This is a genomic window from Saccharopolyspora antimicrobica (assembly GCF_003635025.1).
Classification (GTDB): Bacteria; Actinomycetota; Actinomycetes; order Mycobacteriales; family Pseudonocardiaceae; genus Saccharopolyspora; species Saccharopolyspora antimicrobica.
On the sequence record NZ_RBXX01000002.1, the window covers coordinates 2,629,141 to 2,650,776 of the forward strand.

The following is a 21,636-nucleotide window of genomic DNA, read 5'->3' on the forward strand; positions in this document are numbered from 1 at the left end:
TGTCATGCTGCGCTTCGCCGTCGCCCCGAGCGGTTTCAAGGAATGCCTGGCCGCCGACGGAGTCGCCGCCGCAATCCGGACCGGCATCCGCCGGGTGGTGCCGGGCGCGATCGTCGACACCATCCCGCTGATCGACGGCGGCGAGGGTTCGGCGCGCCTGCTCGCCCGCTCCACCGGAGGCGAGCTGGTGCCGACCACCGTCACCGGACCGGTCGGCGAGCCGGTGGAGGCGCACTACGCGCTGCTCGACGAGCGCACCGCGTTCGTCGAGATGGCCGCCGCCGCAGGGCTTTCACTGGTACCGCCGGGTCAGCGCGATCCCGGTGCGACCACCAGCCGCGGCGTCGGCGAGCTGATCTCCGCCGCGCTCGACGCCGACGTGGAGAAGATCATCGTGGGCTGCGGGGATTCCGGCATCTGCGACGGCGGCGCGGGCGCGCTGCGAGCGCTGGGCGTGCGGGTGCTCGACGTCGACGGCGCGGAGATCGGCGAGGGCGGCGCGGAGCTGCTGCACGCCCGGCACCTCGACGTCAGCGGGCTGGACCCGCGGGTGTCCAAGGTGGACATCGTCGTCGCGGTGAACCCGGAGAACGTGCTGTGCGGGCCGAACGGCGTCGCCCGCCGCTACGGGCCGCAGAAGGGCGCCTCGCCGGAGCAGGTCGAGCAGCTGGCCGCGGCCATGCAGATCTGGGCGGACCTGCTGCGCAAGCACAGCGGCGTCCGCTACGCCGAGCTCTCCGGCAGCGGCGCTTCGGGCGGCCTCGGCGCGGGGCTGGCCGGGGTGCTCGGCGCGAAGCTGGAGTCGCGGTTCGACGTGTTCCTCGAAAGCGCCGACCTGGACCGGCGGTTGGAGAAGGCTGACCTGGTCATCACCGCCGAGGGCGCCATCGACGCGTCCACCGCGCTGGGCAAGATCCCGGCCGAGGTGGCCCGGCGGGCCAAGCGGCACAGCAGGCCGGTGATCGCCCTGTGCGGCACCATCGGCCCCGGCGCGGACATCAGCTACGACCACGGCATCGACGCGATCACCGGAATCCTGACCGGCCCGGTGGCGCTGGAGGACGCGATCAACCGCGCCCCGGAGCTGATCGCAGACGCCACGGCCCGAAGCCTCCGCATGCTCCTCCTCGGCCGCACCCTCCGCGCGGCCTGACCCTCCACAGAGGACCTCCGGCGCGCCGCCCCCGACACGCCGGAGGGGTGCGCGATTTCAATGGAAATCAGACGTCCGATTTCCATTGAAATCGCGCAGATCCCAACGCATCGTCGGTGTGTCGGGCGCCCGACACACCGACGGGGCACAACTTCAATTGAAATCGGATACCCGATTTCCATTGAAATCGCGCGGAACGACTCAGCGGCCCGCGGCGTAGCCCTGGGCGCCGCGGGCGTTGGCGGCGGCGCGGAGGACGCCCGTCTCCGGGTCCCGGGAGACCGCCGAGAGGCGGCCGAGGGCCCAGGGGCCCGCGTCGAGGACGTCGTGGCCCCGGCGCTGGAGCTCCGCCAGGGTTTCCGCGCCGAGGCGGGATTCCGCGACCACTCGGCCCGGTTCCCAGGCACGCGGGTAGAAGGAGCCCGGGAAGGCGCCGGTGTGCCAGGCCGGGGAGTCGATCGCCTCCTGCAGGTTCAGACCGCCGTGGACGTGCGCCAGCCAGAAGCACAGCTGCCACTGGTCCTGCTGGTCGCCGCCCGGCGTGCCGAAGGCCAGCGTCGGCACCCCGCCGCGCAGCGCCAGGGACGGGCTCAGCGTGATGCGCGGCCGCTTGCCCGGGGCCAGCGAGTTCGGCAGGCCCTCGTCGAGCCAGAACATCTGCGCCCGGCTGCCCAGGCAGAAGCCGAGCTCCGGGATGGCGGGCGAGGACTGCAGCCAACCGCCGGACGGGGTCGCCGAGACCATGTTCCCCCAGCGGTCCACCACGTCGATGTGCACCGTGTCGCCGCGAGCCTCACCGGTCGGCGACACCGTCGGCTCGCCGATGCCGACGCCGCTCGGGTCCTTCGCCCCGTCCACGCCGCGGTTCTCCGCGATGTGCGCGGACAGCGCCGGCTGCCGACCACCCGGCGCGCCGGGGCGCAGGTCCATCGACGCCCGGTCGCCGATCAGCTCGCGGCGCTCGGCGGCGTACTCGCGGGACACCAGGTCGGTGAGCACGCCGGCATCGGCGGAGTCGCCGTACCACGCCTCGCGGTCGGCGAAGGCGAGCTTCGCCGCCTCGACGGACAGGTGCACGGTGTCGGCGTCGGCGATCCCGTCGACGTAGCCGATCCGGTCGGCGAAGCCCTCCAGCAGGCGCAGCTGCTGCGCGAGCGCCGGGCCCTGCGACCAGATGCCGAACTTCGCCAGCGTCCAGCCGCCGGGCAGGTCGATCGTCAGCGGCGTCTCGTAGCCGGCCTCGAACTCGGCCATGTCCTGCGCGGTGATCACGCCCGCGTGGTCCCGGCCGGAGTTGTCCCGGTGCGGGATCCGCGCGAACTTGTCCACCGCCTCCGCGACGAAGCCCTGCGACCAGGCGCGGCGGGCGGCGTCGATCTGCGCCTCGCGGCCCGGCCCGGCCGCCTCGGCCTCGGTCAGCAGCCGCTCCCAGGTGTCGGCCAGCGCCGGGTTCCGGAGGACGCTGCCCGGCGCGGGGGCCGCGCCGTCGGTCAGCCACAGGTTCGCCGAAGTCTGCCAGTGCTCCCGGAACATCTCCCGGACGGTGTCGATCGTGGTGCTGATCCGCTCCACGATCGGGTAGCCGCCGCGCGCGTAGCCGATCGCGTACTTCAGCACCTCGCGCAGCGATTTGGTGCCGTGGTCGCGCAGCAGCAGGAGCCAGCCGTCCCACGCGCCGGGCACGGTCGTGGCCAGCAGGCCGGTGCCGGGCACCAGGTCGAGGCCGAGCTCGTCGCGGTAGTGCGCCACGGTCGCCCCGGCGGGCGCCGGGCCTTGGGCGGCGAGGGCGCGTGGCCGCGGGTCGTCGGCGGTGGCGAACAGCGCGGGCAGCTCCCCGCCCGGTCCGTTGAGGTGCGGCTCCACGACCTGCAGCACGAGTCCGGCTGCGACCGCGGCGTCGAACGCGTTGCCGTCGTCCTCCAGCACGGCCATGCCCGCGGCGGAGGCGAGCCAGTGCGTGGAGGCGACCATCCCGTGCGTACCGGCGAGTTCCGGGCGAGTAGTGAACACGTCAACTACCTTAAGGTCCCATCACCCGGTTGATCGATAGCCGAAGCAACAATCTCCGGCAGCAGCCCCGTGCTCCGTTTCCGCTGGTGACGACCCGTGAGTACTTCGGGGTGCTATGGCACCACAAAACACTCACGGGTCCTGACCAGGGAAAACGGAGCCGCATGCACCTCAGCCCACCGGGGTCCGGCCGACTCCTCGCCAGCTCAGGCCCGCTCGGCGGAGGGCGTCCGGGTCCAGGTGGTTGCGGGTGTCCACGACCACCGGGGCTTCGAGCTCCTGGGCCACGCGGGCCCAGTCCAGGGTGCGGAACTCCTGCCACTCGGTCAGCAGCACCAGCGCCGCGGCGCCCTTCGCCGCCTGGTACGGGTCGTCGACCAGGGTCAGCGGCAGTCCCGGCTCGTCGCCGCGCAGGCCCGGGTCGAAGGCGACCAGCTCAGCGCCTCGCGCCGCCAGCAGCCGGGCCACCTCCAGCGCGGGCGAATCGCGCAGGTCGTCGGTGCCCGCCTTGAACGTCAGGCCCAGCAGCCCGAGCCGGACGCCGTCCAGCGAACCGCCGCAGGCGTCGACGACCTTGGCCACCATCCGCTCCCGCTGCCGCGCGTTGGCCGAGATGGTCGCCTGCAGCAGCGGGAAGTCGAACTCCACGGCCTCCGCGACCTGCAGCAGGGCCGCGGTGTCCTTGGGCAGGCAGGAGCCGCCCCAGCCCGGGCCGGGCTGCAGGAACGCCTGCCCGATGCGCCGGTCGTAGCCCATCCCCTCGGTCACGTCGGTGATGTCGGCGCCCAGCCGCTCGCACAGCTCGGCGATCGCGTTCACGTAGGACAGCTTGGTCGCCAGGAAGCAGTTCGCCGCGTACTTCACCATCTCCGCGCTGGCCGCGTCGGTGAGCACCGTCGGCGCACCGAGCCGCGCGTACAGCGCCGCCACCCGCTCGGCCGCGTCCTGGCTGTCCGAGCCGACCACGATCCGGTCCGGGTTGAGGAAGTCGTGCACCGCGGAGCCCTCGCGCAGGAACTCCGGATTGCTCACCACCGCGACGTCGGGACGCCCGACCAGCTCGCGCAGCCGCGCCGAGGTGCCCACCGGCACCGTCGACTTCGTCACCAGCACGCACCCGGCAGGCAGCACCTCGCGCACCTCGCGCGCCACCGACTCGACCACCGCCAGGTCGGCGCCGCCGCCGGAACCCATGGGCGTCGGCACGCACAGGAACACCACTTCGGCATCGGCCACCGCGCCCGCCGAGCCCAGCACGAACTCCAGCCGACCGGCCGCGATGCCCTCCTGCACCAGCTCGGCCAGCCCGGGTTCGTGGATCCGGACCTCGCCGCGGGACAGCTGCGCGACCTTCTCCGCGTTGACGTCGCTGCACACCACGCGGTGCCCCAGCGAAGCCAAGCACGCACCGGTGGTGAGTCCCACGTACCCGGTACCGACAACGACGATCCGACGGGCGAACACAGTCCCCACACCCCTTCGCGCGCACGACCGGGCGGTCGCAACCCCCTTCGGCATCGTGGCACATCGCCCGACGAGTGGAACCGACTTGGGCAAACGTTCACGCGCCGTACGTCCAGAGTGACGTGCAGGTGACCAGCCGTTTATGGTCACCGCGTGGAACAGCGACGCCTGGGCGAATCCGGTCTGGTGGTCAGCGCGGTCGGTCTCGGTTGCAACAACCTGGGCCGACCGGGCACGGCGACCGAGTCCCTGGCCGGCGCGCGTGCGGTGGTGGACACCGCGCTCGACGCCGGCATCAGCTTCTTCGACGTGGCCGACGTGTACGGCTCGCCGCGCGGACGCAGCGAGGAGCTGCTCGGGCAGGCGCTCTCCGGCCGCCGCGAGCACGCGATCATCGCGACCAAGTTCGGCATGGACATGCAGGGCGGCAACGGCCCGGACTTCACCGCGCGCGGCTCGCGCCGCTACGTGCGCCGAGCGGTGGAGTCCTCGCTGCGGCGGCTGGGCACCGACTGGATCGACCTGTACCAGCTGCACCGGCCGGACCGGCTGACGCCGCTGGAGGAGACCCTCTCGGTGCTCGACGACCTGGTCCGCGAGGGCAAGATCCGCTACGTCGGGCACTGCAACCTGGCGGGTTGGCAGCTCGCCGACGCGTCCTGGCTGGCGTCCTCGGCGGCGCTGACCGGACCGGTGTCCACGCAGAACCACTACTCGTTGCTGGCGCGCGAGGCCGAGCGCGAGGTGATCCCCGCCTGCAAGCGGTTCGGGGTCGGGCTGATCCCGTACTTCCCGCTGGCCAACGGGCTGCTGACCGGCAAGTACCGGAAGGACCAGGAGCCGCCGGCCGGCAGCAGGCTGGCCAACCGCAACCAGATGCTGATGGACGCGCCGTGGGAGCGCATCGAGCAGCTGCGGACCTTCGCCGAGCAGCGCGGCATCCCGATGACGTCGGTCGCGGTGGGCTGGCTGGCCGCGCAGCCGGTGGTCGGCTCGGTGATCAGCGGTGCGACGACGCCGGAGCAGGTCCAGGCCAACGCCGTGGCCGGGCAGTGGCGCCCCACCCAGGAGGACCTCGACGTCCTCAACGCCATCTGCCCACCGCTGTGATGCGATTTCAATGGAAATCAGACGTCTGATTTCCATTGAAATTGCGGCATCAGGGGTGAGCGGAGTGATTCTGGTCACGTTGGGTGATGGGGTTTTCGCTCGGACGGACCGGAGTTCCGCCCTGGTGGCCGACGCGGCGGCCGCGGTGAGCGGACCACGCTCTTCGCATGGAGCTCATCGGGTTCGCCGCACTGTTCATCGGCCTCGCGCTGCTGGCCGCGCTGCCCCTGGTGGCGCTGCTCAAGTTCGCCGAGGCGATCTCCGGGAAGGAGGTGCGCCGCCATCGGTGACCGCCGCTTCGCCCCGTGCCCGTTCCGCGTCAGATGCTGGGCAAGGAAGTTCCCAGGTGTTAGACATGCCCGGGAACCAGCACCGGACGCAAAGGAACGAGCAGATGCAGATCACCGACACCGCGGCGATCGTCACCGGCGGGGCTTCCGGCCTTGGCGCGGCCACCGCCAGAGCACTCGCCGGGCGCGGCGCTCAGGTGTTCGCGGTGGACCTGCCGGACGCCGTGGGCAAGGCCCCGGTGGTCGACGGCGTCACCTACACGTCCGCTGACGTCACCGACGCCGAGCAGGTGCAGACCGCGGTGGAGCAGGCCGCGGGCGCCCGGAATCCGCTGCGGATCGTGGTGAACTGCGCGGGCATCGGGCCGTCGGCGCGGATCGTGGGCCGCCAGGGCGCGCACGACCTGGAGCTGTTCCGCAAGGTCATCGAGGTGAACCTCCTCGGCACCTTCAACGTGCTCCGGCTGGCCGCGGCGGCGATCCGCGAAACCGAGGCCGACCAGCAGGGCCAGCGCGGCGTGGTGATCAACACCGCTTCGGTGGCGGCCTTCGACGGGCAGATCGGCCAGGCCGCCTACGCGGCGTCCAAGGGCGGGGTGGCGAGCCTGACGCTGCCCGCGGCGCGCGACCTGTCCTCGGCCGGGATCCGCGTCATGACCATCGCGCCCGGCATCGTGGACACCCCGATGCTGGCCACCGTGAGCGAGGAGTACCGCCAGGGCCTGGCCGACGGCGTGCCGTTCCCGAAGCGCCTCGGAACCCCGGACGACTACGCGAAGCTCGCGCTGAACATCGTCGAGCACGACTACCTCAACGGCGAGGTCATCCGCATGGACGGCGCCCTCCGCATGGCGCCCCGCTGACCAAGCGACCGTGAACGAACGAATCCCCCGGCCGAGTCGCCGGGGGATTCGTTCGTCCTGCAACGGTTCCAGCGCGTGGGGCCAGCAGAGGTCACCGACGCCGGACGCCCGTGAACGCCGAGCTGGTCAAGGGGCCGGTCGGCCTGCTCCGATTCACTCGGCAACCCGGCGGACCTGCGGTTTCTTGTCCGGGATGACCCAGAGGTCCACGCCTTCAGGAGTGAGTTCGGTGTGCTCGTTCACCCGGATCATCAGGTTCCCGTCCGAAGGCTTTCGCGAACGGTACGCGAAACCACCCGTGCTGCTCACGCCTTCGGCAGGCGGGATTCCGGGGTCGAACTCGATCACCAGGTCCCCCTCTTCGAGGAATCGGTAGAACCCGAGCAACCGGGCGAGCTTGTCGTCGCTCATGCCCGCACCGCCGGTCGCCATGTATTCGGCGTGGTCCCTCAGCCGGCGATTGGGGCTGGCGGGCTGGAACTTCGCCCCCGTCTTCCAGGGGTAGTGCTCCAGCACCCGCTCGCGCGGGGTCTTGGAGTAGTTTCCGGACGCAAGCTTGATCTGCGAAATCCGCTGTCTCGACACACCCGCGATCGCGGCGATCTCGTTCTGGGTGTACTTCTTGCCGGTCTTCGGGTTGATCTTCCGCTTGTACGCCTCGATCTCGGCGGCTGTGATCGCCGAATCCTTGGTGTTGGCCATGATCGGTGACGCCTCTCTACCCCAGGAGAGCGGCTCAGCGGGACGACGCAATCGCCTCGGGTCGAGCCAAGCGTCTCCATCGCATGATCTCTGCCCGTTCTATCCGTCCGGGATGTGAAAGACGTTTCACCTCCTGAGCACCGTCTGCGTCACTCGGCCGACAGCGGGCGGTCAGCAGGTCATCTCTGCTGGTCAAGACCCGTGAGTATGTTGCGGGGCTAGAGCACCGCAAAACGCTCACGGACCACCTGCGGACGTATCACCGTCACGAACCAGGTCCACCGGTCCTCCCCGGGACGGTCGTTCGGTCGGTGGGGTGGGGCGGTTCGGCGGAGGATGGGCTCCGGTCTGAACGTGGAAGGAGTTCGCGATGGGTCAGGTCATGAAGGCCGTTCAGTACCAGCGGGTCGGGGAGCGTCCCGTGGTCGTGGAGGTGCCCAGGCCCGAGCCCGGCCCCGGCCAGGTGCTGCTCCAGGTCACCGCGGCGGGCATGTGCCACTCCGACATCGAGGTGATGAGCTGGCCCGCGGACGTGCTGCCGTTCGAGCTGCCGCTCACGCTCGGGCACGAAGGCGTCGGCACCGTCGCGGCGCTCGGCCCCGGCGTGCGCGGGGTGTCCGAGGGCGAGTCCGTCGCGGTGTACGGGCCGTGGGGTTGCGGGGTGTGCCGGAACTGCGCGCAGGGCAAGGAGAACTACTGCACGCGCGCCGGTGAGCTGGGCATCCGGCCGCCGGGGCTGGGCGCGCCCGGTGCGATGGCCGAGTACCTGCTGGTCGACGACGTCCGGCACCTGGTCCCGCTGGACGGGCTGGATCCGGTGCAGGCCGCACCGCTGACCGATGCCGGGCTCACCCCGTACCACGCGATCAAGCGCTCAGTGCCGAAGCTGGTCGGCGGCAGCACCGCGGTCGTCATCGGCGCGGGCGGGCTCGGGCACCTGGCGGTGCAGATCCTGCGCGCCACCACCGGTGCCCGGGTGATCGCGCTCGACGTGGCCGACGAGAGGCTGGAGCTGGCCCGGGAAGTGGGCGCGCACGACGTGGCCCGCTCCGACGAGTCGGCGCCGGAGCGCATCCGGGAGCTCACCGACGGGTTGGGCGCGGACGTGGTGCTGGACTTCGTCGGCATCGCACCCACGGTGAAGCTCGCCGCGCAGTCGGTGGCGATCGAGGGCGACATCACCATCGTCGGGATCGCCGGAGCGCCGCTGCCGGTCGGTTTCGGCCTGCTGCCGCACGAGGTCTCGGTGGCCTCGCCGTACTGGGGCAGCCGCGCGGAGCTGATCGAGGTGCTGGACCTGGCCCGGTCCGGCGCGCTGCGCGCGCACGTGGAGACCTTCGGCCTGGACGAGACGCCGGAGGTCTACGAGCGCTTCCACGCCGGGGAGATCACCGGCCGCGCGGTCATCGTCCCGTAGCTGCGGGAAATCGGCACCGTCCGGTCAGAGGTCTTCGGCGAAGGGGATTTCGCGGACCTCGTCGGAGGTCATCCAGCGGCGGATCGTCCAGGTGGCCTGGACGTCGTCCTCGTTGTAGCGGAGGATCCGGTCGCGCTGGGACAGGTCCGGGATGCCGCCGCCCAGGCCCACCGCGTCGCGGTACCAGCGCATCGAGTTCTCGCCGCTGGCCTCGGCGTCCCGCCAGCCGAACCCGGCGCTGGGCGCGATCACCTTCAGGCCCTTGCCGTTGGGGCACAGGAACTGCTCGCGCACCGAGGCGAACAGGTCGACCCACTCCGCGGAGCGGATGAACTCGCGCACCTCGGCCACCGACGGCACGCCGGGCTTGCCCGCGAACCGCTGCGCGGAGGCCAGCATCCAGCGGTTCTCCGCCAGCTCGTTGTAGCAGTAGGCGCGGAAGGTCAGGCCGCGCTCGTAGGCCAGCCGGCGCACCGAGCAGAACCAGATCCAGAACTCGGCGAAGGACCGGCCCTCGTCGTCGGACGGCAGCGGCTCCCAGCTGACGAACGCCCGGTAGCCCTGCTCCTCGCCGATGTCGGCGCCGGACAGCCAGCAGCCCCACAGGTAGGCGCCGGAATCGCCGTAGCTCTCCATGTCCACGTCGACCTCGACGTCCGCTCGCGGCACCGACAGGTCGCGGACCCGCCGCACCAGCGGCAGGTCCTGCAGCCACGCCTTGGCGAGCAGGATCGCGTCGGTGTTGCGGACGCCGGTCAGCGGCAGCTCTTCGGCCCGCTCCAGCGGCATCCCGGCCAGCTCGTCCACTGTGGACACACCGAGGTCGCGCAGCGCGGTGGCGTCCTCGCCGCGCACGACCAGGCTGACGTCGCGCCGGTCGCGCAGCTGCTGCTCGCACACCGGCCACCACGGGCAGCCCTTGCACTCGTTGATGCGGGAGGGTTCCGCGAGCGGCTCGGCGCCGTCGGCGGCCGCGGTGGCCACCGCCAACCGGTCGGCGAACCGGGCCTCGTACTCGGCCAGCGCGGTGCGCCCGCCCGGCCAGTTCGGAGCCGCCAGGTCGTGCCAGACCACCACGTCGGCTTCCACGCCGATCACGCCGCCCTGGTTGGCGGCCGCACTCATCCCGCAGGCCTGCAGCAGCCGGACCGCGTGCGCCAGCCGGAGCTGGTCGCGGGGCTGCGCCCGCACCTTGCGGAGCCGGTCGGCCGAGGCCTCCTCGGGCAGCGGGCGCTCCACCGGCGACACCCGCGCGCCGCGCCCCGGATCGGTGATCTTGTGCCGCACCACCAGCACCGGCACGTACCCGTCGCCGCTGCGCACCAGCAGGTCGACCGTGCCGCGCCGCCCGCCGTCGGAGTCCGACGGCAGCTGGGCGGCGGAGATGTAGCGAGTGCCCGCGCGCATCGCGGCCAGCGTGAGCTCGGCGCGGTCGACCGGCGCGCCGAGCGGGATCTCGGTCCAGTCCGGACCGTGCAGCCGGCTGAGCAGCTTCGCGACGGCGCGCCGGTGCTCGGCGGCGTCGGCGATCCGCTGCTCGATGCCCAGGTCCAGCGGAGCCTTCGGCTGGTCCCGCATCGACGGGTCGTTCTCCAGGTGCACGCGTCGACGGCAACGCGTCACCACGCTTGCGTCGAGCAGCACCTTCTCCTTCACGGGTGAAGCGTATGCCGTCGGCATGACAGCTGCGCCCATCACCCCGGCTACACGACCGAGCGGCGTCGTACGCTCCGCGCACGACACGTCGCGTTCTGCTGTCGTGCGCGGCTGGCTGCGGTCTTAGGCTTTGCAGCGCGAACAGGGAGGTGACGGCCCGGTGAGGAAGCGCACGACCGCGAAGCGGATCCCGACCGAGTCCCGCAGGACGGCCAAGGCCGCGAAGAAGGCCGACAAGCGGGCTGCCAAGGCGATCAAGAAGGGCGAGCACGGGCGCATCACGCCGGGCAACGCCAAGAAGGTGATCGGTGTGGCCAAGGTCGTCGGCCCGGTGCTGCTCCCGTTCGCCGTCCGCGCGGCGTCGGCGCTCCGCAACAGCTACGACCGGACGCGAGCCCGGCACCTCGGGGTTCCGGTGGACGACCTCGGCACCTACACCGGCCACGGCGCGGCGCTGCACGCGCGCATCGCAGGCGACTCCGAGGCGTTGCGCGCACTGCGCGAGCAGGCGGAGGACGCCGAGGCGAGGCTGGTGGCGGACCAGTACGCGGAGCGGACGGGCGCGCGGCTGATGCAGCTGACGACGGCGGTGCGGGCCGCGGAGCGGATGCCGACGCAGCGCCGCCGGTCGGCGCACCGCGCGGTGGACGCGGAGCTGGGCCGGATCGAGGACGACCTGCTGACCCGCTTCGGCGTCCCGACCAGGAGGTGACCCGGAGTGCGGTCCGCCGGGTGGGCGGACCGCACCGAGGATCACTCCGCAGCGGCCTCGCCGGGGAAGAAGGGCCGTTCGACGCGGATCAGGTCGGCAGCGGCCAGGATCTCCGCGGCGTCGTCGACCGGCGGATGGATCGCCTGGTTGATCCGCTGCTTGACCGCCTTGCCCTCCGCACCCGCGAGCAGCACCTCGCGCTCCCAGCCCTTGGTGAAGAGCCCACCGGCGCCGCCCAGGTCGAGACAGGTGACGTACGGGCCGACGGCGAACTCCCGCAGCGGCGTGCCGAGCAGGTCGGCCGCCGCGTTGTACCCGGCGACCTTGCCCATCGGGGTGGCGTGCTGGCACGCCTGCATGACGGTGCGCTCCGCGTCGTAGGCCGCCGCGGCGGTGTCCCCGGCGGCGAACACCTCCGGCAGGGCGCGCAGGTGGTGGTCCACCGGAACCCGCCCCAGCGGGTCGAGCCGGTCGCTGATCTGCCGGGTCAGTCCGCTGGCTCGCATCCCCACCGTCCACACCACCGCATCCGCCACGACCTTCGTGCCGTCGGACAGGGCGGCGTAGCCGTCGCCGACCTCCGTCAGGGTCGTTTCGAGGCGGCGTTCGACACCGAGCTCGTCCAGCGCCGATTCGATCTGCGGGCGCGGGCCCGGGCCGAGCTGGTGCCCGACCGCGGCGGCGTGGTCCACCAGCACCACCCGCCCGCGGGCGGCCAGTTCGGTGGCGATCTCCAGGCCGGTGAAACCGGCGCCGACGACCACTGCGGAGAAGTCCTCGCGGTCGCGCAGGTGGTCGGCCAGCGCCTGCGCGCCGTCCGCGGTGTCGATGTCGAAGAGCCGCTCCGCTCCGGGCAGGCGTCCGGGGCGGACGACCTCGCTGCCCGCCGCCAGCACCAGCCGGTCGTAGCCGATCGCGCGGCCATCGGCGAGAACCGTGCGCCGCTCGGTGTCGATCGTGCTGACCGAGGCGCGCAGGTGCTCGACGCCGATCGGGTCGAGAATCCTGCTGAGCTCCACCTTGGCCAAGCCCGGCTCCGGCTCGTACAGCCGTGGCCGCAGCACCATGTGCTCGCTCGGGTTGACGAGGGTGATGCGCAGGTCGGCTTCCCCACGTGCCAGGGCCGCTCCCGCCGCGCTCCACACCCCGGCGAAACCTCCGCCGATGATCACAACTCGCGCCATCGTGGCGTCCTCTCCTGAATCCGCTGCACCCCCGGTGCATCCGGGGTCGGCAGGGAGACAGGACAGCGGGCTCAGATGTGACCGATGCGGGCGAGCTTCTCCGGGTTGACCAGTCGCCGGAACGCCGTGATCCGCCCGTCGGCGACCTCCGCGGTGTCGAGCCAGCACAGGACTCCGGCCTTGTAGGTCGCCATCGCCGGGAGGCCGTTGACCTCGACGATGCGGAAGGCGTCGGGGCGCCGCAGCCGGATCGGGCGGACCACCAGCCGGGCGATCGTCTCGACGCCGAAGACCGGCCGGCGCGAGGCGGGCACCTGGCCGCCGCCGTCGGCGAGGTAGACGGCCTCGGGGTGCAGCAGCCGGACGAGTTCGGCCAGGTCACCGCGGTCGGCGGCGGCCTTGAACGCCTTGAGCGCGCGTTCGGTCTCGGCCTTGGAGGCCCGGGGCCGCCCGTCGGCCGCGGCCACCTTCGCCCGGGCGCGGGAGGCGAGCTTGCGGCTGGCGGCGGGTGTCGCGCCGAGCACCTCGGCGACCTGGTCGAACGGGAAGTCGAAGACGTCGTGCAGGACCAGCGCGACGCGCTCGGAAGGGCTGAGCCGTTCCATGACCACCAGCATCGCGGTGCCCACCGACTCGTCCACCATGACCTGCTCGGCGGCGTCCGGGCCGGTCAGCAGCGGTTCGGGAAGCCAGGGGCCCACGTAGGCCTCGCGCCGGACGCGCGCGGACTTCAGCACGTTGTACGAGGTGCGGGCGGCCACCGTGACCAGCCAGGCCCGGAGGTCCCGCACCTCGGACAGGTCCGCGGCGGAGGCCCGCAACCAGACGTCCTGGGTCACGTCCTCGGCCTCGGCGACGGTGCCGAGGATCCGGTAGGCCGCGCCGAACACGGCGGGGCGGTGAGCCTCCCAGTCGGCAGGCACCGGGTTTGCCATCTCGGTCTCCTCACGCCACCGGAACGATAGCGCGGGGCGAACAGACGTGCGGACATCGGCGGGCACCTGCCGATCGCAGGTGCCCGTCGAGTTCAGCGGCCGGGGATCGTGACGAAGCCCTTCTCCGCCATCCAGTCGCGGGCCACGTCGGCCGGGTCGCGGCCGTCGACGTCGACCTGGGCGTTCAGCCGGACCAGTTCCTCGTTGGTCAGCGCCGCCGACACCGGCTCGAAGATCGCGGTGATCTGCGGGTAGCGCTCGAGCAGCTCGTCGCGGGTGGTGACGCCGATGTTGTAGCGCGGGAAGAACAACTTGTCGTCGTCCAGCACCTTCAGGTCCAGCGCCTTGATCCGCCCGTCGGTGGTGAACACCTCGCCGAAGGTGCAGGTGCCGTTCGCGGTCGCCTGGTAGATGCTGCCCTCGGTCAGCGTCTTCACCTTCGATTTGTCGGCGGTGAAGCCGTACTCCTGCTGCACACCGGGGAATCCGTCGTTGCGGTTGGCGAACTCGGTGTCCACGCAGAACGTGGCCAGGTCCGGGTGCTCGGCGACGACCCGCGGGATGTCCGACAGCTTCTCCACGCCCAGCCGCCGCGCCGCGTCCTGGTTGACCGCGAACGCGTAGGTGTTGTCCACGTTGTAGTCGATCGCGGTCCAGGCGACGCCGTTGCGCTCCAGGTCCTGCTTCGCGACCGCCTCGTACTGGGCGCGGGCGTCCGGGATCGGGTCGTTGTTGCCGTTGTAGCTGATCCAGGACGTGCCGGTGTAGTCCCACAGGATGTCGATCTGCCCGCTCTGCAGCGCATTGCGGGCCGTGGACGACCCCACGATGCTGCTCAGGTCCCGCACCTCGGCGCCACCGGCGGACAGCGCGAACTGCGCGATGTAGCCGAGCACGACCTGCTCGGTGAAGTTCTTCGACCCCACCGTGATCGTGACGCCCTCCAGCTCCGGCACGGGCTGGATCGAGCCGGGTTCGACCGCCAGCGGCACCGAGCTGCCGGAGCTCAGCCCGCAGCCGGACAGCAGCACCCCGGTCATCGCCAGCGAGGCCAGTTTCAGCGCGCCGCGGCGCGACGTTCGCAGCTTCATCGCAACCCCTTCGGCGACAGGTAGGTCTCGGCCAGCGCGCCCAGCCAGTCGACCAGCAGCGCCAGCGCCATGGCCAGCACCGAGCCGACGATCATGACCGTCCAGTCGTTGAGCTTGTAGCCGGTGTCGATCATCTCGCCGAGGCCGCCCGCGCCGACGAACAGCGCCAGCGTCGCGGTGCCCACGGCCAGCACCAGGGCGGTCCGCAGCCCGGCCAGGATGAACGGCACCGCCAGCGGCAGCTCGATGCGCAGCAGCACGGCGGCACCGGACATGCCGATGCCGCGACCGGCGTCGATCAGCGACCGGTCCACCTGCTGCAGGCCGACGATGGTGTTGCGCAGCACCGGCAGCAGCGCGTAGAAGGCGATCGGCAGCACCGCGATCCAGAACCCGGTGGCACCACCGGTGAACAGGAAGAACAGCACCAGCAGACCGACCGCGGGCGCGGCCTGGCCGATGTTGGCGACACCGATCACCAGCGGTGCGGCCCGGCGCGCCCACGGGCGGCTGAGCAGCACGCCCAGCGGCACCGCCACCGCGATCACGATCAGCGCCACCGCGAAGCTCATCAGGAAGTGCGCCCAGGTCAGGCCGAGGATGTACGGCGCGTTGATGCTGCGCGCGGTCACCTCGTCGTTGTCCTGGCCGAACGCCCAGACCAGCACCGCGGTGACCAGCACCACCACCGCGATCGGCTGCGCCAGCAGGCGCAACCGCTCCGCGGTGCGGGATCCGGAGTCCGAAGCGAACTGGCTGCTCATCACTCGTCCTCGGCCGAATCGTCGGCGTGCTCCTCGCGCAGCGCCTTGATGGTGTTCATCACCGTGTCGATGTCGACCACGCCGACGTACTCGCCGCGCGAACCGGTGACCACCGCGACGCCGTCGTCGTCGGTGAGGATCGCCTCCAGCGCGTCCTGCAGCGTGGAGGCGGGCGAGACGCTGTCCTCGACCGGCCGGCCCGCGCGGTCCAGCGACGACACCGCGCCGGCTTCCCGGGCCGACGCCCAGCGCAGCGGGCGGTTGCGCTTGTCCAGCACCAGGCCGATGGCGCCGCGGCGGGTGCCCAGCTTCTCCTTGAGCACCGACGGCGCCTCGTCCACCTTCGCGGTCGGCACCTGGCCGACCTCGATCTCGCGGACCCGCCGCAGGGTGAGCTGCTTGAGCGCGGCACCGGCGCCGACGAATCCGGCGACGGTGTCGTCGGCCGGGTTGGCCAGGATCGCGTCCGGCGTGTCGTACTGCAGGATCTTGGAGCGCTCGCCGAGCACCGCGATCCGGTCGCCGAGCTTGACCGCCTCGTCGAAGTCGTGCGTGACGAACACGATCGTCTTGCCCAGCTCGGCCTGCAGGCGCATCAACTCGTCCTGCAGCACACCTCGGGTGATCGGGTCCACCGCGCCGAAGGGCTCGTCCATCAGCAGCACCGGCGGGTTGGCCGCCAGCGCCCGCGCCACCCCGACGCGCTGCTGCTGACCGCCGGAGAGCTGCCGCGGGAAGCGGTCGCGGTACTCCGCCGGGTCCAGGTTGACCAGGTCGAGCATCTCGTCGATCCGCTCGCTGATCCGCTTCTTGTCCCAGCCGACCAGGCCGGGCACCATGCCGACGTTCTCGCCGACGGTCATGTGCGGGAACAGGCCGGCCTGCTGGATCGAGTAGCCGATCTCGCGGCGCAGCTTGTCCGGGTCGAGGCCCAGCACGTCCTGCCCGCCGATGGTGATCTTGCCGGAGCTCGGTTCGATCAACCGGTTGATCATCCGCATGGTGGTGGTCTTGCCGCTGCCGGACGGGCCGACCAGCACCACCGTCTCGCCGGCGGGGATGGTCATGGTCACCGACTCGACGGCGGGCAGCTTCTGGCCCGGGTAGCGCTTGGAGACCTCCTCAAGGCAGATCTCCACGCCGTGCCCGGTGGTCGGATTCATGTTGTCGTCAGCCACGAATACCTCTCGAAGTCGTCAACCGCCCGATCAGGACGAAGAGGGCGTCCAGCAGCAGCGCCAGGATGATCACGCCGACGGTGCCCGCGACGGCCATGTTCAGCGCGTTCGCACCACCGAGCTGGCCGAGCCCGCTGAAGATCAGGTTGCCCAGGCCGGGGCCCTTGGCGTAGGCGGCGATGGCCGCGATGCCCATCAGCATCTGGGTGCTCACCCGCATGCCCGCGAGGATCGCGGGCCAGGCCAGCCGCAGCTCGATGCGGGTCAGCACGCTGAACCGGCCCATGCCGATGCCGCGCGCCGCGTCCAGGATCGGCTGGTCCACGGTGGACAGACCGACGATGGTGTTGCGCACGATCGGCAGCAGCGCGTACAGCACGAGCGTCAGCACCGACGGCGCCACGCCCAGCCCCAGCACGGGGATGAGCAGGCCGAACAGCGCGAACGACGGGATGGTCAGGACGGCGCTGGAAAGCGCGGTGGCGATCGCCGCCCCGGCGGGGCTGCGGTAGACCGCAACCCCGACCAGGACGCCGACGATCGTCGCCAGCACGATGCACTGGAGCACCATGCTGGCGTGCTGGTAGGAGTCCACCAGCAGCGATTGCCACCTGGATGCGACGTAGTCCAGGAAGTTCACTCGTTACTCTTTCCCTCCCGCCGAGGCCGACGCGGGCTCCTCGTCGGTCTCCACCGGAGTGGTGACCAGCTGGAACTCGCCGTCATGTTCCTCGGTGCCGGTGATCACGGCCTGTTCGAGCACCTCGGCCCCCTTGACCTCGCGCAGCATCATCGGGTCGCTGCGCAGGTCCTTGACCAGCGCAGCGCACATCAGCAGCACGACGATCACGAACGGCGAGGCCGCGATGATCGTGGTGTTGTTCAGCCCGCTCAGGGCGTCCTCTCCGCCGGTCAGCAGCATCACGATGGCGACGCCGCCGATGACCAGGCCCCAGAACACGACGACGAACTTGTTCGGCTTGGCGCTGCCGCGCTGCGACATCGAACCGAGCACGACCGACGCGGAGTCGGCGCTGGTGACGAAGAAGTTGATGATCAGCAGCATCGCCAGCACGCTGGCCACCGCGCTCAGCGGCAGGTTCCGGAACACCTGGAACAGCTGGTCCTCGGCACCGCCCGCCTCGGTCAGGTTGGCGCCGTCGCGCTCCTGGTAGAGCGCGGTGCCGCCCATGATGGCGAACCAGATCAGGCTGATCACGCTGGGCACCATCAGCACGCCGCCGATGAACTGGCGGATGGTGCGGCCGCGGCTGATCCGCGCGATGAACATGCCGACGAAGGGCGCCCAGGAGATCCACCACGCCCAGTAGAAGATCGTCCAGGTGGACAGCCAGCTGTGCATGTCCTCGCCGCCGATGGCGCCGGTGCGGGAGATCATCTCGCCGAAGTCGGCGAGGTAGGAGCCCACCGACAGCGGGATGACGTCGAGGATGAACACCGTCGGGCCGACGAAGAAGAGGAACACGGCCAGCAGCAGCGCCAGGATCATGTTGCTGTTGGACAGCAGCTGGATGCCCTTGGACACGCCCGAGACCGCCGAGATCACGAACGCGGCGATAAGCACCGTGATGATCACGACCAGCAGCGTGTTGCCGACCGAGGCGACCCAGCCGACCTCGGTCAGACCGGCCGCGATCTGGGTCGCCCCGATGCCCAGCGACGCGGCGGTGCCGAACACGGTCGCGAACACCGCGAGCGCGTCGATGATCCGCCCGGGCACGCTCTCCGACGCGCCCTTGCCGAAGAACGGCACGAACGCCGAGCTGAACAGCTGCTTGCGGCCGCGCCGGTAGCTGGCGTAGGCGATGGCCAGGCCGACCACCGAGTAGATCGCCCACGGGTGCAGGGTCCAGTGGAACAGCGAGGTCGCCATCGCGGTCCCGACCGCGGCGTCCGTGCCCGCCTCGGCGCTGCCGGGCGGCGGACTGGTGAAGTGGGTCAGCGGTTCGGAAACGCCGTAGAACATCAGACCGATGCCCATCCCGGCGGCGAACATCATCGCGATCCACGACGAGGTCCGGAACTCGGGCTTCTCGTCGTCCTCACCCAGCGGGATGCGCCCGTACCGGCTGAACGCCAGCCACAGGGCGAAGACCACGAACGCGGTGCCGGCCAGCACGAACACCCACCCGCCGTCGCGCACCAGCACCTCGAGGGCACCGCTGGCGAAGGCCTGCAGCGACTCGGATCCGAGCACGCCCCAGGCGATGAACGCGATCGCCGCGACCGCGGAGATGCCGAACACCACCCAGTCCATCCGACCGGGCTGGTCGACGAGCTTGGTGCCCGCCTCCTCCTTCTCGACCGGGTTGTCCGATCGTTCCTCTACTACTGTCGACACAGATCCAGGCGCCGGGCGAACGGCGCCCCCTCCTTTCGGGAGTCGGTCGCGCGCGGCCGGTTCCCAGGTGGCCCGGGAACCGATCGCGCACGGCCCGTGCACTTGCTCACTCCGGGGCGAACGGGACAAATGCCACCGGAGTGAAAACAGCTGCGCGCCCGGCCGCCGCAGCAGCCGGGCGCGCAACGCTTCGGCCAGGAGGGCTCGCTACTTCTCCCCGGCCGGGGAATCAGCGGTCTCCGCGTCCTCGTCAACAGGCGTGGTGACCAGCTGGAACTCGCCTTCGTGCTCCTCGGTACCAGCGATCACGGCCTGCTCCAGAACCTCCGCGCCCTTGGCGTCGCGCAGGGTCATCGGGTCGCTGCGCAGGTCCTTGAGCAGGGCCACGCACATCAGGACCATGACGATCGCGAACGGCAGCGCACCGATGAAGGTCAGGTTCTGGATGCCGTCCAGCGCCTTCTCGGCGTCACCGCCCGCAGAGCCGATGACCAGCATGATCGCGGCGACCGCACCGGTGGCGGCGCCCCAGAAGATGACCACCCAGCGGCTCGGCTCGATGGAACCGCGCTGCGACAGGGTGCCCATCACCACGGAGGCGGCGTCGGCACCGGAGACGAAGAAGATCGCCACCAGGATCATCACCAGCACCGAGGTGATCAGCGTCAGCGGCAGGTTGTCGAGGACCGCGAAGGTCTGCGCCTCGGCGCTGCCGTCGCCGTACACGGCGTTGCCCGCCTTCTGGCTGTCGATCGCGGCACCGCCGAAGATCGCGAACCACACCAGGCTGACCACGCTGGGCACCAGCAGCACGCCGCCGACGAACTGGCGGATGGTGCGACCGCGGCTGATCCGCGCGATGAACATGCCGACGAACGGCGTCCACGAGATCCACCAGGCCCAGTAGAAGACGGTCCAGCCGGACAGCCACTCCTGCATCTCCGCGCCGCCGGTGGCACCGGCCCGCGAGGCCATCTCGCCGAACTCGCTCATGTAGGAGCCGAGCGCGGTGGGCAGCAGGTCCAGGATGAACACCGTCGGGCCGACCACGAACACGAACAGCGCCAGCAGCGCGGCCAGCACCATGTTGATGTTGGACAGCCACTGGATGCCCTTGGCCACGCCGGACACCGCGGAGGCGATGAAGCACACCGTCAGCACGACGATGATCAGCACGAGGATCGTGGACGAGGCGCCCTCGATCCAGCCCGCGGCCTTCATGCCGGCGCTGATCTGCAGGGTTCCGATGCCCAGCGAGGCGGCGGAGCCGAACAGGGTGGCGAACAGCGCGAGGATGTCGATCAGCTTGCCGATCGGGCCCTCGGCGTTGCGCTTGCCGATCAGCGGGCGGAACACGCCGCTGATCAGCTGGCTGCGGCCGCGGCGGAAGCTGCTGTAGGCGATCGCCAGACCCGCCACCGCGTAGATCGCCCACGGGTGCAGCGTCCAGTGGAACAGCGAAGTCGCCATCGAGGTCTCGATGGCCGCCTCGCTCTCCCCCGGGACGGTGCCCGGCGGCGGCGAGACGTAGTGCCCGAGCGGCTCGCTAACGCCGAAGAACATCAAACCGATGCCCATACCGGCGCTGAACATCATCGCGATCCAGGACACCGTCCTGAATTCCGGCTTCTCGCCGTCCTGGCCGAGTGGAATCCGGCCGTACTTGCTGAAAGCCAGAAAAAGGGCAAAGATGACGAAACCGGTCGCTGCGAGCACGAAGCCCCAGCCCGTGTTCGTGATCAACCACGTCAGCGCGGCCGACGAGGCGACGCTGAGCGAGTCGGTGCCAACCGCACCCCAGACCACCACCGCGAACATGATCGCCGCGGCGACGCCGAACACGATCCAGTCGGTTCGCGGTTTGCCCAGGAATTCGGTGTTCGCAGACAGTTCAGTCGTATGGCTCCCCTTGGCGGAGTCACCACTTCGTTCTGTTGTCGACACAGGTTCCGGCGTCGATTTGCGGCGACGCCCCCTCCTCTCCGTCGTCAGTCACGACGATCCGATTCAGCACCTCCGCATTGGGCGCAGCTGCACTCGGAACGCCTGCAACCCGGTAAACCGTGACCCAATTGGGTGAACAAGGCAAGCTCGCCCGCGGTCAGCGTGGCCGAACCGACACCTAGACTTGGCTCTCGTGGCAGCCGGTCTCACACCTACGCAGGGCGCACTTCGCGTCCTGCGCGGCGCTGCTCTGGCCACCACATCGGCGTCACTGTCCGTAGCCGCTCACGTGGCCGCGGGTGGGTCATTACCCGATCTGGGCTCGACCGTTGTGATCACCGTCCTCCTGGCCGGCGCCGGTGTGGCACTCGCTGATCGCAAGCGCGGGTCGTGGGGCATTCTAGGGGCACTCGGCGTCAGCCAGCTGTCACTTCACGTATTTCTCCAGCTCGTGGCGTCCCACCAGGACGGACCGGGCGCCATCGGCATGCCGTTCTCACCCCTGGCCATGACCCTCGGTCACCTGGGGGCGGTCCTGGTGACCGGACTGCTGATGGCCCGGGCGGAGCGTGCACTCTTCGTAGTCGCACGCCTGCTCCGTTCGATTCTGCCGCGCCGCCCGCGGCCGCTACCCACAGTCACCGAGACGCCCACGGTCTGCGTCCCGGCGATCACGGTGCGTCCCCTGGCGCACCTGCTCTACCAACGCATCCACGCCCGTCGCGGGCCCCCGGAATCTCCTGCGCATGATCAGGTGGAATTCGCCGCCTGATCGTTGTCGATCTGTCATTTTCCCGATCA

The 21,636-nt window shown here is 70.8% G+C and carries 19 protein-coding genes; 7 read left to right on the forward strand and 12 right to left on the reverse strand.

Annotation, left to right across the window (positions count from 1 at the left end):
* Nucleotides 1-4: 4 nt before the first annotated feature.
* Nucleotides 5-1,153 (forward strand): glycerate kinase family protein, encoded by a 1,149-nt coding sequence (locus ATL45_RS12930; protein ID WP_246025311.1) that lies wholly within the window; start codon nucleotides 5-7, stop codon nucleotides 1,151-1,153.
* 201 nt (nucleotides 1,154-1,354) lie between these two features.
* On the opposite strand, the gene ATL45_RS12935 is transcribed toward ATL45_RS12930, so the two are convergent.
* Together ATL45_RS12935 and ATL45_RS12940 are read right to left on the reverse strand one after the other, a co-directional pair.
* Nucleotides 1,355-3,163 (reverse strand): gamma-glutamyltransferase family protein, encoded by a 1,809-nt coding sequence (locus ATL45_RS12935; RefSeq protein ID WP_093150513.1) that lies wholly within the window; start codon nucleotides 3,161-3,163, stop codon nucleotides 1,355-1,357.
* Between the two features lie 171 nt (nucleotides 3,164-3,334).
* Entirely contained in the window at nucleotides 3,335-4,627 is a 1,293-nt protein-coding gene (locus ATL45_RS12940; RefSeq protein WP_093150516.1) for a UDP-glucose dehydrogenase family protein, read from the reverse strand.
* Between the two features lie 153 nt (nucleotides 4,628-4,780).
* Between ATL45_RS12940 and ATL45_RS12945 the strand changes: the two genes are divergently transcribed.
* The 3 genes from ATL45_RS12945 to ATL45_RS12950 all read left to right on the forward strand — a co-directional run bounded on the left by ATL45_RS12945 (nucleotide 4,781) and on the right by ATL45_RS12950 (nucleotide 6,890).
* Nucleotides 4,781-5,737, forward strand: a complete 957-nt coding sequence (locus tag ATL45_RS12945; protein ID WP_093150521.1) for an aldo/keto reductase — start codon at nucleotides 4,781-4,783, stop codon at nucleotides 5,735-5,737.
* 167 nt (nucleotides 5,738-5,904) lie between these two features.
* Nucleotides 5,905-6,027, forward strand: a complete 123-nt coding sequence (locus tag ATL45_RS39995; RefSeq protein ID WP_256258354.1) for a hypothetical protein — start codon at nucleotides 5,905-5,907, stop codon at nucleotides 6,025-6,027.
* 104 nt (nucleotides 6,028-6,131) lie between these two features.
* Entirely contained in the window at nucleotides 6,132-6,890 is a 759-nt protein-coding gene (locus ATL45_RS12950) for an SDR family NAD(P)-dependent oxidoreductase (RefSeq protein ID WP_093150525.1), read from the forward strand.
* Between the two features lie 153 nt (nucleotides 6,891-7,043).
* Here the strand turns inward: ATL45_RS12950 and ATL45_RS12955 are convergent, their stop codons facing one another.
* The gene (locus ATL45_RS12955; protein ID WP_093150528.1) at nucleotides 7,044-7,592 is read right to left on the reverse strand and encodes a hypothetical protein; all 549 of its coding nucleotides are present in this window, start codon (nucleotides 7,590-7,592) and stop codon (nucleotides 7,044-7,046) included.
* Between the two features lie 382 nt (nucleotides 7,593-7,974).
* On the opposite strand from ATL45_RS12955, the gene ATL45_RS12960 reads away from it, so the two are divergent.
* Nucleotides 7,975-9,009: an NAD(P)-dependent alcohol dehydrogenase gene (locus ATL45_RS12960; protein WP_093151474.1), complete on the forward strand. Its 1,035-nt coding sequence runs from the start codon at nucleotides 7,975-7,977 to the stop codon at nucleotides 9,007-9,009.
* 24 nt (nucleotides 9,010-9,033) lie between these two features.
* On the opposite strand, the gene ATL45_RS12965 is transcribed toward ATL45_RS12960, so the two are convergent.
* Nucleotides 9,034-10,665, reverse strand: a complete 1,632-nt coding sequence (locus ATL45_RS12965) for a TM0106 family RecB-like putative nuclease (RefSeq protein WP_093150531.1) — start codon at nucleotides 10,663-10,665, stop codon at nucleotides 9,034-9,036.
* Between the two features lie 187 nt (nucleotides 10,666-10,852).
* Between ATL45_RS12965 and ATL45_RS12970 the strand changes: the two genes are divergently transcribed.
* The gene (locus tag ATL45_RS12970) at nucleotides 10,853-11,377 is read left to right on the forward strand and encodes a DUF6474 family protein (RefSeq protein WP_439332490.1); all 525 of its coding nucleotides are present in this window, start codon (nucleotides 10,853-10,855) and stop codon (nucleotides 11,375-11,377) included.
* Between the two features lie 41 nt (nucleotides 11,378-11,418).
* Here the strand turns inward: ATL45_RS12970 and ATL45_RS12975 are convergent, their stop codons facing one another.
* From ATL45_RS12975 to ATL45_RS13010, 8 genes are all read right to left on the reverse strand, one after another.
* Nucleotides 11,419-12,561 carry an NAD(P)/FAD-dependent oxidoreductase gene (locus tag ATL45_RS12975; protein ID WP_093150534.1) on the reverse strand — a complete coding sequence of 381 codons (1,143 nt, stop codon included), beginning with the start codon at nucleotides 12,559-12,561 and terminating at the stop codon, nucleotides 11,419-11,421.
* A 71-nt stretch (nucleotides 12,562-12,632) separates the two neighbouring features.
* A complete protein-coding gene (sigJ, locus tag ATL45_RS12980; protein WP_093150539.1) occupies nucleotides 12,633-13,496 on the reverse strand; it encodes an RNA polymerase sigma factor SigJ in 864 nt (287 codons plus the stop codon).
* Nucleotides 13,497-13,588: 92 nt separating this feature from the next.
* Nucleotides 13,589-14,587 carry a glycine betaine ABC transporter substrate-binding protein gene (locus ATL45_RS12985; RefSeq protein ID WP_211841219.1) on the reverse strand — a complete coding sequence of 333 codons (999 nt, stop codon included), beginning with the start codon at nucleotides 14,585-14,587 and terminating at the stop codon, nucleotides 13,589-13,591.
* Nucleotides 14,584-15,351: an ABC transporter permease gene (locus tag ATL45_RS12990; protein ID WP_093150542.1), complete on the reverse strand. Its 768-nt coding sequence runs from the start codon at nucleotides 15,349-15,351 to the stop codon at nucleotides 14,584-14,586. Before ATL45_RS12990 ends, ATL45_RS12985 begins: the two co-directional genes overlap by 4 nt.
* Nucleotides 15,351-16,514, reverse strand: coding sequence for an ABC transporter ATP-binding protein (locus ATL45_RS12995; RefSeq protein ID WP_170210500.1), 1,164 nt, complete (start codon nucleotides 16,512-16,514; stop codon nucleotides 15,351-15,353). Before ATL45_RS12995 ends, ATL45_RS12990 begins: the two co-directional genes overlap by 1 nt.
* A 7-nt stretch (nucleotides 16,515-16,521) precedes the next feature.
* On the reverse strand, nucleotides 16,522-17,169 hold the full coding sequence (locus ATL45_RS13000; RefSeq protein WP_093150547.1) for an ABC transporter permease: 648 nt from the start codon (nucleotides 17,167-17,169) through the stop codon (nucleotides 16,522-16,524).
* 3 nt (nucleotides 17,170-17,172) lie between these two features.
* Nucleotides 17,173-18,807: a BCCT family transporter gene (locus tag ATL45_RS13005; RefSeq protein ID WP_093151483.1), complete on the reverse strand. Its 1,635-nt coding sequence runs from the start codon at nucleotides 18,805-18,807 to the stop codon at nucleotides 17,173-17,175.
* A gap of 291 nt (nucleotides 18,808-19,098) precedes the next feature.
* Nucleotides 19,099-20,733 (reverse strand): BCCT family transporter, encoded by a 1,635-nt coding sequence (locus ATL45_RS13010; protein ID WP_439332453.1) that lies wholly within the window; start codon nucleotides 20,731-20,733, stop codon nucleotides 19,099-19,101.
* Nucleotides 20,734-21,166: 433 nt separating this feature from the next.
* Between ATL45_RS13010 and ATL45_RS13015 the strand changes: the two genes are divergently transcribed.
* On the forward strand, nucleotides 21,167-21,607 hold the full coding sequence (locus ATL45_RS13015) for a hypothetical protein (protein ID WP_093150552.1): 441 nt from the start codon (nucleotides 21,167-21,169) through the stop codon (nucleotides 21,605-21,607).
* Nucleotides 21,608-21,636: the final 29 nt, after the last annotated feature.

Coding starts and splice junctions, on each gene's coding strand:
- ATL45_RS12955 (WP_093150528.1), bottom strand. CDS start 7,592: ATGGCCAACACCAAGGATTCGGCGATCACAGCCGCCGAGATCGAGGCG.
- ATL45_RS12930 (WP_246025311.1), top strand. CDS start 5: ATGCTGCGCTTCGCCGTCGCCCCGAGCGGTTTCAAGGAATGCCTGGCC.
- ATL45_RS12975 (WP_093150534.1), bottom strand. CDS start 12,561: ATGGCGCGAGTTGTGATCATCGGCGGAGGTTTCGCCGGGGTGTGGAGC.
- ATL45_RS12985 (WP_211841219.1), bottom strand. CDS start 14,587: ATGAAGCTGCGAACGTCGCGCCGCGGCGCGCTGAAACTGGCCTCGCTG.
- ATL45_RS12995 (WP_170210500.1), bottom strand. CDS start 16,514: ATGAATCCGACCACCGGGCACGGCGTGGAGATCTGCCTTGAGGAGGTC.
- ATL45_RS12960 (WP_093151474.1), top strand. CDS start 7,975: ATGAAGGCCGTTCAGTACCAGCGGGTCGGGGAGCGTCCCGTGGTCGTG.
- ATL45_RS13005 (WP_093151483.1), bottom strand. CDS start 18,807: ATGGACTGGGTGGTGTTCGGCATCTCCGCGGTCGCGGCGATCGCGTTC.
- sigJ (WP_093150539.1), bottom strand. CDS start 13,496: ATGGCAAACCCGGTGCCTGCCGACTGGGAGGCTCACCGCCCCGCCGTG.
- ATL45_RS39995 (WP_256258354.1), top strand. CDS start 5,905: ATGGAGCTCATCGGGTTCGCCGCACTGTTCATCGGCCTCGCGCTGCTG.
- ATL45_RS12990 (WP_093150542.1), bottom strand. CDS start 15,351: ATGAGCAGCCAGTTCGCTTCGGACTCCGGATCCCGCACCGCGGAGCGG.
- ATL45_RS12950 (WP_093150525.1), top strand. CDS start 6,132: ATGCAGATCACCGACACCGCGGCGATCGTCACCGGCGGGGCTTCCGGC.